Origin of the sequence: Streptococcus sp. 3.1, from assembly GCF_016648915.1 — a bacterium.
Taxonomy (GTDB): Bacteria; Bacillota; Bacilli; order Lactobacillales; family Streptococcaceae; genus Streptococcus; species Streptococcus salivarius_E.
On sequence record NZ_JACLQV010000014.1, the window covers coordinates 50,620 to 63,544 of the forward strand.

A 12,925-nucleotide genomic window follows, 5' to 3' on the forward strand; every position below is an offset into this window, starting at 1 on the left:
TATATTTGTAGAAAATGACGCTTTCATTTGTTACAATAGAAAAAACTGGGAAATTGTTATATAGAATATTTAGAGGAGTAGAGGTTTAATAAAGAGAATGAACATTATTTAAGTGATGATCATCTAAAGAATGGTGATCAGGCTTTTGAGTCGGCTTTTAGTAATAAAGGGCCAGAGTTTGAATCTGCTTTTCAGGAGGAAAAAGCTGAGAAGCGGCATTTCTTTTTGACTCTTGCTCTACCACTGATACTCTTAAGTGTGAGCTGGGGCTCGGTCTTCTTATCTTGGAAGTATAAGCCGATAATTGTGTATCTGGCTGTAATTGTGGCATGTTTTGTCCTTGTTATCATTCTCTTTAGAATGGGACAGAAGCTAGGTAGATTTCTCCTCACCGCAATCGTGGTTGGCTTGATTGGACTATCCTTCTTTGCCACTTTAGGTGGTTCTGTCTATCGAGGGGCTATGAAAAAATACAGGTTGATTCAGCAGATGTCTCAGTCAGATCTTGATGAGGATAAACCTGATAGTGATGATCCCAAAGACTACGAAGATGAGTCTGCGATTTATAACTGGACGGAAGAAGATTTTGAAAATCTGAAACCCAAGGCTGATACCTTACGTTCGATTATTAAAAGTCATGGTAAGGGCAATTATGTCGAGATGGAGTCTAGTGGTCTCAAGGTGAGATATGACCGTGGAGATGGCAATGAGTATATTGATCTCTCTTTTGTGAAGGACGAAAAGGGACGCTTTGTCTATGATGGTGGAACAGCGACTTATCCACTTGATGGTGTCACTGAGGTTGATAACTATAGCAGTAATTGGACGGAAGAGCAGATAAATAGCTTACGTACTAAAGACCAAGACTATCTGGGTCCAGTAACATCCTTGTCTGAGGTAGTGAGGGAACATTCTCAGGCAAAAAGGTCCTAGAGAAGTATCAACGTCCATTCATCAGGAATCATACATAAGTCAGTTGATCTTGATTACACTGATCAGAATAGTCCTATTGAGAAAGCACAATTGTTAAGACTATCTTTTGAGTATAACGAAAAGAAAAAGGACTATTATTTGAGCTATAATTCTGTGGCTCGTCGCTACTAGGGATGACTATCTATGATAATGAATAACTAAACAGCAATTTTTTAGTAATAAGGGGTTTGATTATAAAGGGGGATTTTATAATGACAGCATCAAAAACCAAACGTCTCTTGTATTTTATGTCCGAATTGGAAAAGGGAAATGACATTTCAAAAACGGACTACCTAGCTCGCTTTGGCATAAGTGAGCGTACACTTAAAGAGGACGTGAGTGAACTCAAGGAAAATTTGACTGAGTTACGTCCAAATATGAAGGTTAAGTATTCCAGAAAATACGGTTCTTATCATGCCCAGTATGAACAGGGCTATGGTAACCTTAAATACAATCAGGCAGTTATCCTATCTAAGATTCTTTTAGAGAGTCGTGCCCTTCGAAAGGATGAAGTAGCAGAAATTATCAACATCTTTGTTGAGAGGGCTGTAGACGACAAGGAGCGCAGACGTATCAAGCGATTGACTGAGCTAGAACTAGATAGTTATCAAGAACTTAAGATTTATCAGGATCAAGATAAGTCACTCTTACCAGCTATTTCTGCCATTTTCGATGCCATTGTGGACCAACGTCCTTTGTCTTTTAGTTACCGTAAGCCAGGAGAAAAAGTGGAGGAATATAAGGTTTTTCCAATTTCAGTCATTTTTGATAACCATTATTTCTACTGTATTTCTTACAAACTGGATGATAACTTTACTTGTGATTATCAGTTCTCTGAAATCCGTTATTTCCGTGTTGATCGTTTCCAAACCATTCACAAATCTGAAAATGACGTCGCCTTCACGCTCAGTCCAGAACAAGAAGCTCGTCTTATTACAGATGAGCAGGTGCGTTATCAGGCTTTCTCAATGCTTTCTGGTAATGAGTGGGCTCGAATTATCTTTGAGTATAAAGGACTTTACCGTGATGTCTTGGAATCCGATATTCCAAAACTTAAACTGTTAGAGGAAAGCACTAGTGATGGTGTTGATCAGGTCCGTTATGAGATTGAAACCTTTAGTTTATTAGGCTTTCAAAAGTATATTCAACGCTTTGATGGAGATTTTGTTTTCCTTAAGATTGAAGCAATGGATAATTAGTAAAAAAGGCATTCGATTATCCGAATGTCTTTTCAAATCTGACAAAAATAGTATAATTGTGTTAAAATAGGAATACGGAAGCGTTATCATTTTCATAAGGAGGGAAAATATGAAAGAAAAGAAAAAAGAAATGCAAAAACAAGTCTTAACTCTTCTAGGAATCTTGATTTTTGCCTTTGTCAATGTGTTTATCTTTGATAATAAGATGGGCGCTGGTTTTTCTGCCTTCTCAACTATCACCCTGATGAGTATTGGACTCTTGTCTAAGCGCACCAGTCTGCGAGTTTTGGCTATTATTTCCTATCTCATCAATGTGGTAGCAGCCGTTTTTGGCTTCAACTATGTTGGTTTTCTAACAGCAGTTCAGGCCATTGAACTTATCTTCGTTATCTGGTATCTTTACCCACGTGACACGTTTTTGAGACGAGATACAACTGATAAATACACTTACCGCTATCGTTGGATTCATTTGCTTTTGACGGTTTTAATCTCAATTGGAGGTTATATCGTTTTTGCAGTTGTTTCTAGTATTTGGGATGGTTCCTTCCTAGAATACGGTGGGAACACAGCTCTCATCTTTGCTATGCAATATTTGCTCTTTTTGAGCATTACCAAGTCGAGACAAGATGAACCGACCAAGGTTGCCCATTTGTTCCAAAAGGAACGCCGTACTAAGGAAATGAAAGCGGCAATAGAGGCCGAACGCCAAGCCAAAGAAAGAGCACTTGCACAAGCCTTTGAGGTACCTTTGAAGGCACCAAGTCAAACAGCTGCAAAATTTGGTAACAACATGGTCAAATTTGCATCTGTCTGGCTATTGGTAATGGACATGTCCATCTTGGCTTACTTCTTCCGTCCAAATGATGTTGGTTTCGGGTTTGGCGCCTTCTTTGTACTCTTGACTATTGTCTTGTCCTTGATTTTCAAATCTGAGGAAGACAAGGAGGATGTTTTCTCTATCATCTATCATAAGATTCGTCCTATCCAACCTATTTTCTTCATTTTGCTTTTGATTGCCCATGCGCATAAGTTTAGCTATGGTGCAGCTTACGCTCTCTTGTTCTCAGCTGCTTATTTCTTCTGGGCTATCAATAAGATTAATATGAAGACTCTTTTGACCTTTACAGTCATCATTTATTTCTTCCCAGTCTTTGGTTATCTCTCTAACCCTTACCGTCTAGGTGCTGAAAACCTTAAGATGGTTGGTGAACTGGTGACAGATCGTGATAAGTCTAATACCTTCTATCTTGGTCATTATTGGTCACTTTTAGGCTTGCAAAGCGATGGTGAGTATGAAGGAGTCCCTGCTTCTTGGCAGGCTGCTAAGTTCGCTGATATTCAGACATTCTCTGATGACAGTGATATCACTTCAGGTGTCTTCCAAGTGAATAGTCACAATGACTATGATTATGATTTACATTTAACAAATAACAAGGGCACCATTGAAGTTACAACTGGCTCTGGAAAAGATAAGAAAGAATACCAGTTCACTGACTTTGCCAGAACCTATTATCGATATGAAAAATTGAAAAAAACGGATAACCAAAAGCGTTATAAAGATTTTTACAAGGTAGGTACTGTTTCGACTGAGTTGGGAACTTATAATCTTTACCTCGAAATGAATCAAGATTGGGTTGATGAGTATCAGAAAGATCCTACTAATGTTGACTACCGTTTGCTTATCTCTGGTGATAAACTGACACCAAGAGAAGCTTACAAGAAAGCATATCATTACTAAAAAAATATCTCTGCACATTGCAGAGATATTTTTGTTTTTGTTAGTCTTTATATCCACGTTTAGCTAGCTCTCGTACCAGGACTGCTCCCAAAATCGCAGGCACTAATTGTCCTAAGAGGAGATTAATAACGAGAGCAAAATAAGGAAGTTTGAGTAAGGCGCTAAGCCAGATTGGAACCACTAAGGCAGGAATGAGTAGGATTGGAAGAATGATAAACCAGCTAGATAACTTAGCTTTACGGATGAGGTAGATGCTACCGGTTGTTAAAAAGCTAGCAAAGAAGCCACCGACCACGTCAATTAATCCCAATCCGCCAAAAGAGTTAGCGATGGCATTAGCCAGACTAATTGGGAATACCAAAAATGGGAAGATGTAGGTTAATCCATATAAAGCAGTGGCCAGACGCATTTGAACCGCACCAAATGAAATGGCTTGAGACACAAAGAGGATAGCGATGTAAAGGGCCATCATTATAGCTGACAGAACGAGCTTTTGAGTGGTGTTAAGTTTTGTTTTCATATTTCTCCTTAATTATTGGGCATAGTAAAAGAGTAGCAGGTCTACTCTTTTTGTGATTTATGTCTAGAGATACTTTATAAATCAATCTCTAAGACAATAGGTGTGTGGTCTTGGCGATCCCCAGAGTCAATCATGTCTGACTTTGTGGCCTTATCGGCAATACGATTTGAAGTCAACCAGTAGTCGATTCTCCAGCCTGTATTGTTGATTTTAGATGTTTTGCTACGTTGAGCCCACCAAGTGTAGGCTCCTGTAACGTCGCCATTGAGGTGACGGTAGGTATCTGTGAATCCTTTGGCAAGGAGGTTAGTGAAACCAGCACGTTCTTCATCAGTAAATCCTGGTGAACGACGATTACTTGAAGGATTAGCCAAGTCGATTTCCTTGTGGGCAACATTATAGTCACCAGTCGCAAGAACTGGTTTCTGAGCGTCCAATTCAGCTAGGTAATCCGCATATTTTTCGTCCCAGATTTGACGTTCAAGCAGACGTTTGAGGCCATCACCAGCGTTTGGTGTGTAGACCTGTGTCACAAAGAAATTGTCAAATTCGAGAGTGATGATACGCCCTTCACAGTCCATGGTTGAAGGTGCTCCGATTTCAGGATAGGTAATGACTGGATTCAATTCTTTTTTATACAAGAACATGGTTCCAGCATAACCTTTACGGGCAGGTTCAACAGATGAACGCCAAGTATTGTCATAGTCAGGGAAATAGTCTTCCAAGATTTGCAAATGCTTTTTAGTCGGACCTTTGGCAGACAGTTTTGTCTCTTGAATAGCAATGATGTCTGCATTTTCAGCGACCAAGGTATGGATAACTGCGCGTGATAGTTGAGCGCGAGCAGAGTCACTAGTAAGAGCGGCATTTAGGGAATCAATATTCCAAGAAATTAATTTCATGTGTACAGTTTCCTTCTTTGAATTGTTCCTATCTATTGTAGCAGAAAATAAGATGTCAGGCGAGTTATGGGATTGATAAGAGAAGCTAGGAGGAGTATACTAATCTTAGATTGAGAGGTACATATTAATGAAAAAGCAATCATACATTTATTACATGTTTTGGGTTCTCTTGTTGATACAAATCATTCTTACAATCATGATTTGGTGGTCACAGGGAATTATTCTTCCACTTGTCATTTTTCCAGGGATGAGTGTCTTCTTTTTATTTTACTTAAGGTATCTCTTAGGCTACAACCTTAAGCAATCTCCCTCAGAACCCTTATTTGTCCTCCGTAGGTATGGCGTTGGAACTAGTTTAAATCCCAAAAATCCCCTAGGCTATAAGATTAGTCTCCTAGTGGTCATGGGTGCTTTAGTTCTCCTTTTCTGCCTAACCCTATTAGCCTTTCTTGGAAAATAGAGTCTTAGGTTTTTTTATTTGTAATTATCACTAACTAGTTATAATGTATTCTCATAACAAATAAAAGAATCACTGGAGGAAAGATTTATGACGATTGAACTTGGCAAGGTAATCATACTCAGTCTGTTGACAATCGCCCTGTGTATCCACGAGCAGTCCAAGATGATTTGCCGATATGGGTAGCGACAGGTGGTCACATTGAGTCGACCATTCAAATTGCGGAAAAAGGTTTGCCAATTGCCTATGCTACAATTGGGGGAAATCCGAAGGCCTTTACTAAATTAGTAGAAGTTTATAAGGAAATCGGTGCTCGAAATGGTTATTCGGATGAACAACTTAAGGTGGCTGCTCATTCTTGGGGATGGATTGAAGAAAATAATTTCCAAGCGATAGAAAATTATTTTTATCCAACGAAACAAACGGTGGATAACATTGCTAAGGATCGCCCACATTGGTCTGAAATGACTAAAAAGCAGTACTATGCTAGTGTTGGACCAAACGGAGCCATGTTCGTTGGGGACCCCGCTCACGTCGCTCAAAAAATCATTCGTATTATTGAAGATTTACAGCTAAATCGCTTCATGCTTCATCTCCCAATTGGTTCTATGCCACATGAGGCTGTTCTAAAGGCTATTAAACTTTATGGTGAAGAAGTGGCGCCGATTGTTCGTCGTTATTTTGAAAATAAAGGATAATAGGTTGAAGGTAAGCCTCAAGTTCTCTCTACTATTGTCAGCATCCCTGTTCTATGATAGGATGGAAGATAATTGATAAAGAGAAGAGGAAAATTATGCGAAAGCTGTCAGAAGCAGAATGGATAAGTCGTTTTGAGCAAGTTCAAGGGCGTAAACCGAAACCTGATGAACTACAGTTAGCTTATCAGTCTGGCCTTATTGGAATCTCGAAAAATTATAATTATATCTATATTCTTCTGGGGGCTCTAGTAGCGATCGTCGTTGGTATTGGCTTGACTCTAGTCTCTAGTTCAATGAAGAACGTCAAACAGACTAAGTCGTCTGCCACAGTGGCTAGCTCGATATTCTCATCGACAGATAAGGCTAATGCCAAGTCAAGTACGTCATCAATCGAAAATGCGAAGACGAGTGAATCTAGCAGTGCAAGTATTGATACACCTGACGCTAACCATGCCAAGGAAGCCTATACTGAAAATCCACGTTGGACTAATGACAAAGCTAGTCGACTTGCTAGTTTGATGGTTTCTTGGGGCAATCAGATGAATCAGCCTGGATACAAAGAAATCACCAATGAGGCTTCTTCTTTGCCTATCCGTTGGATGTCAGACCATAACCAGACTGTGGATGCTACTTATGCTGCAAATGGTAATAGCAATTCGGAGTATACCATTGTTTCGGTTTACGAGAGATGGGAAAATGTCTCTGTTCACCGTTATTTCTTTACCATAAAAAAAGATGGGACTCCATTTGTCCTCTACTCACCAACTACTAATGGTGGTGTCTATTATGTCAAAGAAACAGAAAATGCAGACCTTAAATCGGGATATGCAGATATTGTAAACAATTAAAAACTAGGATTCCAGTTGGAATCCTAGTTTTTAATTTGATGACAAGTCAAGTTGTAATCAGTTCTTTTACAATCATTCGCTCTTATTTAACCTTCTTGGCTAACATGGTCGCAAATTGAAGGGCGATTGGATTGCCATGCTCATCTAAACGGTGAAGGTGACCAAGATTTTCGTTATACTTGACTAACTCCCAGTCTTTATAGTAGTTCTTCAACTCACCCTCTTCAAAAGTAAATGGGAAAGGCATGGTACAAGGGTGCTCCTCTGTGTCCATGGCACAAACAATTAGGTTGTAGCCACCGACAACAGTACGCTCTTGCATATTCTTGATAATAGCCGGAATTTGATCGGGATCAAGGAACATAAAGACGACTGTTGAGAGGATGAAATCAAAGGTTTCAGACTCAGGAAGAGCAGCAGCATTGATATCGTAGTAGCCAGCTCTAACATTGTAATTTTCCTCATCTGCAATCATTTGGATGCGTTGTGTAGCTTCGTTATTAACATCAACGGCTGTAACATCATGCCCAAGAGATGCCAAATAAAGAGCGTTACGGCCGTGACCACAGCCTAGGTCAAGGGTACGACCAGGTTTGATATGACCAGATTGGACTGCTTCAAGAACCTCGGAGTGGGCTTTAGTATCATACTTTTTAGCCATGTAGTCTTCAGGTTTACAGTAAAAAGAAAGATAGCATTCCAAATCATCTGATGCAGCAGCGATGCGATGCCAAGCTTGTGGTTCAACAAAAGGAATCTCTGTCTCGGGGGTAAAAAGGTGCTCTGCAGTAACCTGTCCTTGTTCATCTAATTCGTAGAAGCGGAGAGATCCTGATAGAATGGTCAATTTAGCCCAAGTTCCTACCTTAGTATTGTGTTTTTGCGTCACCATTTCTGGAAGTGTTGTAGCTGTCCAGTTTGGTAAACGTTTGTAGCAAAGAAGTTGCTGATTTATAGTCATTTTATGAGTTCCTTTCAAACAGTATGGCTCTATTATAGCAAAAGTATGGAAAAAGAAAAAAGGCCTGGCCGGGTGAGCTAGACGCTTTTCTTGTGAGAGATCTGATAATCTAGGAATGGGGAAAAGTGTTTGGGGAAGATAGGTATAAATGTTAAGAAGGGTTCCTAGACTATTTAGAAAATTTTTATGAGAACAATAAGTCTTAAATGATAAAATGCTTATCTACAACTCATTAGGTCTCTCTTTACATTATCTATTGTACCAAAAAAACCAGAGGAAACTTACAAATTTTTAAAATGTGTAAGAAAAAATCATGAACAGTCATTTTCTGGTCTTGAATGGTATTTTGTGAAAATTTTTCTGAGTGTTTACAAATCTACTGGGATAATATCGATGACTATGTGCTTTAACTACACTAAAAAACGCCTAACTGCTGTTGCTAGACGTTCTTTATTAGGAGAGATCTGGAAATCTAGGAATGGGGGAAAAGTGTTTGGGGAAGATAGGTATAAATGTTAAGAAGGGTTCCTAGACTATTTTTATTCTGTTTATGAGAATAGTGAGCAAAAACTAACAAAGTTTAGTTTTCTAACTCATCCGGTCTCTCTTTACACTTTCTATTTTACCAAAAAAAATGAAGAAAACTTTACATAATCTCAAAATATGTAAGAAAAAATCATGAACAGTCATTTTCTGGTCTTGAATGGTCATCTCACTTGTATAAAAAAAGCAGAACCTGATAGGTCTGCTTATATTTGTAGTGATGGTGTAAGAACTTAAATCTTGCTATAGAGTTTCTTAACATTGTTAATATCAACAGGTTGGATACTTGTCTTACCACCTTTAGGTTCCATTACAGAGGCAACGGCACTGTTGTGTTCAAGTCCAATTGAGTGTCCTAATTCGTGTTGCGCAGTGTTAAGGAGTTTCCCACCGTTCTTTTGGTAATAATTGTTTTGAACATGGAAGGTGTTCAAGTAAACAGTAGCATTACTATATTGCTTAGTTGGGAGGTAGTAAGTAGAGTAGGTAACTCCAAGAGGAGCTGCCACATTACCTTCATAACGTTCATCAGCAATGATGTTGGCTTTTTGTTTATCGTTAGTGAGCAAGAAATTGAAGGCACCAGTGTTATTCCAAGAAGTGATAGCCTGTTTGTAGGCATTCACGATTTCAGGATTTTTAGCATTGATGAAAACTGTCGCTTCCTTACTTGACCAGTGAGGAGTATCGTAATTCTCTTTTACGAGTTCGTTATTCTTTTGCCATACTTGAGCAACTCGGTCCACTGGTTTAGCAGGTTGGATAGGAGTGGCTTTAGGAGTTGTTGGTTTAGTGACAGTCGTTGTTGGCTTCTTAGGTTGTGTCGTTGTAGAAGTCGCTGGTTTGTTTACAACAGTCGTTGGTTTCTTAGGTTGAACTGTAGGTGCAGTAGGTTTGTTAGCAACTGTGGCTGGTTTTTTAGGTTGACTAACAGCAGGAGTTGATTGTTTAGGTTTTGGTGTAGCTGTTGTCGTTGGTTTTGTAGAAGGTGTTAATGGTTTTGGAATATAAGTAGATAGAATCTTATGAACATTACCATTATTAATTTCTGTTGAAACCCATGTGGCACCATCTTTTGACCAGGTTTGTGCTTGAGCGACAGTTTCGGTCTTTGGTTTAGACTGGTTTTCTACAGCCTTATGATTGCTATCTGTATTTGTCGGAATTCTAGTCTCATAGGTTTTGCTTCCAGTTTGGCTGTCGACAGTACTGCTAGCTGTTTGACTATTTTGTTTCAATTCCTCAAAAGTTGGAGTGTTTGTGGGAGTTTGTTCATAGTCATTTTCATGTGTATGAAGATCATCCACAGAGGTATGTGATATAGTAGTCACAGTAGTAGGTGTTTCAGTAGAAACACCTGTTTGAGCGATGGTATTTGTAGTTGTACCTGTTTCAAGTTCGGAAAATGTCAGAGTTTGATTAGGATCTGAAACATAGGTTTGATCCGCAGAGGCATGCTGAGGACTTCCTACAAGAAAAGCACTAATTATACCGACAGTTGCAAGGGTCAACAAGGTCTTTGTCTTAGTCCCTTGCGTTTTAAAAGAATGTAACATAACTTTCTCCTTTTTAATTTAAAACAAAAGCAGTTCTCATGGTAACACCTAAAAATGAATATAAAGTGACAATGAGATAACAATTGTTTTATAAATGAAATTAGGTGAGATAAAAAGACTTTATGCTGTAAAAAAAGGAATATTATCCAATTAATTATGATAAAATATTAGGTAGGTATATTAAAGTATATTAGAAAGAAAGAGGGAAATAAGATGCTTTCTATTATCGTCCTTGAAGATGATGCCTTGCAGCGTCATCGTGTTGGTCGTTTATTGGACGAAGCAGTTGAGGAGTCGAAGGCCGTTGTTGATGGGATTACTTTTTATGAACAGGGTCAGGAATTGTTAGATGCTGATAGAGGTTCGGGTAAATCCATGGTTTATCTTTTGGATATTGACCTTAAAAATCAAACTAAGCAGGGACTAGATATTGGGCTTGAAATCCGTAAGGAAGACTTGAAAGCACAAATTGCCTTTGTTACAGCTTACTCGGAGTTTATGCCCTTGACCTTCCGTTATAAGATTCAAGCTCTAGACTTTGTCGATAAATCCATGGAAGATGTGGATCTTAAGAGAGCTTTAGTAGAACTTTTAGATTTTGCTTATTCACAGGTTGAGCAAGAAACCAAGGCACAGAGTCTAACTGTTAAAACGGATAAAAATGATGTTAATATTCCTTATGATGACATTTTATACATTGAGACAGCCCCTGTGCCACATAAGTTAATCGCTCATACCAAGTCAAACCTAGTGGAATTCTATGGGAAAATTGCAGAAGTAGCAAAATTGGATGATATTTTCTTCCAAACGCACCGCTCTTTTGTTGTCAATGTGAATAATGTGACAAGTGTGGATCGTACAGCTAATATGGTCTTCTTTGAGGGAAACGAGTCATGCCTCCTATCGCGGACACGTAAAAAGGAACTTTTGGAACGTTTGAAAAATCGTTAGGTCTTAGATTTTCCCCTTCTTCTCTAATCGTTATTGAAAATTTTCTGAAATTCAAGATAATTATTTAATTTTATCTCATCTATTATCAGGAATTGTGATAGAATAGTGTTATGGCTTTTTGCCGTATATTTAGAGATGACTAGAAGGAGGTGGCTAACCATTAAATGATGCTCAATTTGCAAATTGCATTAGAATATCTTTTGCATTTCATTGTCATACAGTGGATCTACGAAAAGACCAGCTTGGTCAAGGTACCACGTATGATCCTTCCTATTGCGTTCCTGGTTGAATGTATAGGGGGAATACTGGGGATGTCATATAATGTCGGTTTGTCCTTTATGACACCGTTCTACCTTCTTTTCTATGCCTATTTCTATGGCAAGGAGAGAACCACCAATATGTTGGCTTTTTATGCCTTCTATCCTCTAGTTCTCTATCTGTTGATTTTTAATGGTTATGCCTACTTCCTGATGCCAGGGTTCGGCATCACATCGGATTTTCTAAACAGAAGTTATCTTTATTTCATTTTCTTTGACCTTTTAATTATTCCAACATTTGTCGCTCTATCCAAGCTCCTTAACATTGATTTTAAATATTTAAGGGTCTTAGAGCGAGATCGTAAATTTGGTCGGATTATGTTTTTCACTAACTTTATCTTGATTAGCTATGTGATTTTGAACTATTCTGTCGTCGTGGCCTCGCGATTTTTTGCCTTGTACTATGCTGGACATGTGATAACCTTAGTGGGGTTTGTAGCTATTTTTTATGCTGTTTACAAGGTTAATAAATATGCAGATGAATTCTTTGAAAATGAGCGTAGAAAAGAAAATCGACGTCACTTGGATGATTTAGAGAAGTATTCTGAGCAGGTCGAAAGTCTTTACGAAACGCTACGCAGTTTCCGTCACGACTATACTAATGTTATGATTTCGCTTAATGAAGCCATCCAGATGAAAGACATTGATCAAATCAAGATGATTTATGATAGTGTCTTGAAAGATTCGGCGTCAGATTTGAAGCAGCAAAAGTTTGATTTGGCAAAATTAACTCGTGTGACCAATATGCCACTTAAGAGTCTTTTATCATCTAAAGTGGCTGAGGCTTTTGATAAAGGTATTCAATGTCATGTGGAGGTTGAAGAGGGGGTCTTCTTCACAGATATGCGTCCACTCGACTTGATTACAATCATATCAATTCTTTGTGATAATGCTATTGAAGCTACTGTATTAGCAGATAAACCAAAATTATCTATTGCTATCTTTAAGATGGAAAATCAATCCGTTATTGTTGTTGAGAATTCAACTAAGGAAGCTTCTATTGATGTAGCTCCTTTGAAACAAAGAGGATTTTCAACAAAAGGAACAGGTCGAGGATTGGGCTTGGCAAATATCGAAGAGATTCTCTTTAGATACGATAATGTCACGCTTGAAACGGAATCAGCACAACACCGTTTTGTCCAATTATTGTCTATTACACCAAAAGAAGATTAATGGGGATTTAATAGGCTCTTTGTCAACTGTAGTGGGTGACGAAAAGCTAACATCTAGAGAGGACCTGATAGGTCTTCTCTTTTTTTATGT

At 38.5% G+C, this 12,925-nt stretch carries 10 protein-coding genes and 1 pseudogene; 7 read left to right on the forward strand and 4 right to left on the reverse strand.

Translation table 11 applies throughout. From position 1 onward, the window contains the following. Positions 1-462: 462 nt before the first annotated feature. From H7U02_RS11510 to H7U02_RS08540, 3 genes are all read left to right on the forward strand, one after another. Positions 463-933, forward strand: a complete 471-nt coding sequence (locus H7U02_RS11510; protein WP_260318468.1) for a hypothetical protein — start codon at positions 463-465, stop codon at positions 931-933. A 251-nt stretch (positions 934-1,184) separates the two neighbouring features. Next, positions 1,185-2,171: a helix-turn-helix transcriptional regulator gene (locus H7U02_RS08535; RefSeq protein ID WP_110981125.1), complete on the forward strand. Its 987-nt coding sequence runs from the start codon at positions 1,185-1,187 to the stop codon at positions 2,169-2,171. Between the two features lie 109 nt (positions 2,172-2,280). Continuing rightward, positions 2,281-3,909, forward strand: coding sequence for a hypothetical protein (locus H7U02_RS08540; RefSeq protein ID WP_110981124.1), 1,629 nt, complete (start codon positions 2,281-2,283; stop codon positions 3,907-3,909). A 40-nt stretch (positions 3,910-3,949) separates the two neighbouring features. On the opposite strand, the gene H7U02_RS08545 is transcribed toward H7U02_RS08540, so the two are convergent. Both H7U02_RS08545 and H7U02_RS08550 read right to left on the reverse strand, forming a co-directional pair. Beyond that, entirely contained in the window at positions 3,950-4,429 is a 480-nt protein-coding gene (locus H7U02_RS08545; RefSeq protein WP_110981123.1) for a QueT transporter family protein, read from the reverse strand. A gap of 74 nt (positions 4,430-4,503) precedes the next feature. Then, positions 4,504-5,331: an exodeoxyribonuclease III gene (locus H7U02_RS08550; protein WP_110981122.1), complete on the reverse strand. Its 828-nt coding sequence runs from the start codon at positions 5,329-5,331 to the stop codon at positions 4,504-4,506. Between the two features lie 561 nt (positions 5,332-5,892). Here H7U02_RS08550 and H7U02_RS08555 point away from each other — a divergent pair. Together H7U02_RS08555 and H7U02_RS08560 are read left to right on the forward strand one after the other, a co-directional pair. Then, a pseudogene (locus H7U02_RS08555) lies at positions 5,893-6,486 on the forward strand (LLM class flavin-dependent oxidoreductase); the annotation flags it as partial. Between the two features lie 95 nt (positions 6,487-6,581). Next, entirely contained in the window at positions 6,582-7,334 is a 753-nt protein-coding gene (locus tag H7U02_RS08560) for a DUF4767 domain-containing protein (RefSeq protein WP_073685864.1), read from the forward strand. An 82-nt stretch (positions 7,335-7,416) separates the two neighbouring features. On the opposite strand, the gene tehB is transcribed toward H7U02_RS08560, so the two are convergent. Together tehB and H7U02_RS08570 are read right to left on the reverse strand one after the other, a co-directional pair. Beyond that, entirely contained in the window at positions 7,417-8,295 is an 879-nt protein-coding gene (tehB, locus tag H7U02_RS08565) for an SAM-dependent methyltransferase TehB (RefSeq protein ID WP_110981121.1), read from the reverse strand. Between the two features lie 776 nt (positions 8,296-9,071). Further along, positions 9,072-10,394, reverse strand: a complete 1,323-nt coding sequence (locus H7U02_RS08570) for a matrixin family metalloprotease (protein ID WP_110981120.1) — start codon at positions 10,392-10,394, stop codon at positions 9,072-9,074. Positions 10,395-10,607: 213 nt separating this feature from the next. Between H7U02_RS08570 and H7U02_RS08575 the strand changes: the two genes are divergently transcribed. Next, positions 10,608-11,345, forward strand: coding sequence for a LytR/AlgR family response regulator transcription factor (locus H7U02_RS08575; RefSeq protein ID WP_002891534.1), 738 nt, complete (start codon positions 10,608-10,610; stop codon positions 11,343-11,345). Between the two features lie 311 nt (positions 11,346-11,656). After that, positions 11,657-12,835: a sensor histidine kinase gene (locus H7U02_RS08580; protein WP_037601828.1), complete on the forward strand. Its 1,179-nt coding sequence runs from the start codon at positions 11,657-11,659 to the stop codon at positions 12,833-12,835. The last annotated feature ends 90 nt before the right edge of the window (positions 12,836-12,925 follow it).

What these genes read in the sequence shown, in the direction of transcription:
- H7U02_RS08540 (WP_110981124.1), top strand. Translation starts at nt 2,281, where the DNA reads ATGAAAGAAAAGAAAAAAGAAATGCAAAAACAAGTCTTAACTCTTCTA.
- H7U02_RS08550 (WP_110981122.1), bottom strand. Translation starts at nt 5,331, where the DNA reads ATGAAATTAATTTCTTGGAATATTGATTCCCTAAATGCCGCTCTTACT.
- H7U02_RS08535 (WP_110981125.1), top strand. Translation starts at nt 1,185, where the DNA reads ATGACAGCATCAAAAACCAAACGTCTCTTGTATTTTATGTCCGAATTG.
- tehB (WP_110981121.1), bottom strand. Translation starts at nt 8,295, where the DNA reads ATGACTATAAATCAGCAACTTCTTTGCTACAAACGTTTACCAAACTGG.
- H7U02_RS08560 (WP_073685864.1), top strand. Translation starts at nt 6,582, where the DNA reads ATGCGAAAGCTGTCAGAAGCAGAATGGATAAGTCGTTTTGAGCAAGTT.
- H7U02_RS08580 (WP_037601828.1), top strand. Translation starts at nt 11,657, where the DNA reads ATGTCATATAATGTCGGTTTGTCCTTTATGACACCGTTCTACCTTCTT.
- H7U02_RS08545 (WP_110981123.1), bottom strand. Translation starts at nt 4,429, where the DNA reads ATGAAAACAAAACTTAACACCACTCAAAAGCTCGTTCTGTCAGCTATA.
- H7U02_RS11510 (WP_260318468.1), top strand. Translation starts at nt 463, where the DNA reads ATGAAAAAATACAGGTTGATTCAGCAGATGTCTCAGTCAGATCTTGAT.
- H7U02_RS08570 (WP_110981120.1), bottom strand. Translation starts at nt 10,394, where the DNA reads ATGTTACATTCTTTTAAAACGCAAGGGACTAAGACAAAGACCTTGTTG.
- H7U02_RS08575 (WP_002891534.1), top strand. Translation starts at nt 10,608, where the DNA reads ATGCTTTCTATTATCGTCCTTGAAGATGATGCCTTGCAGCGTCATCGT.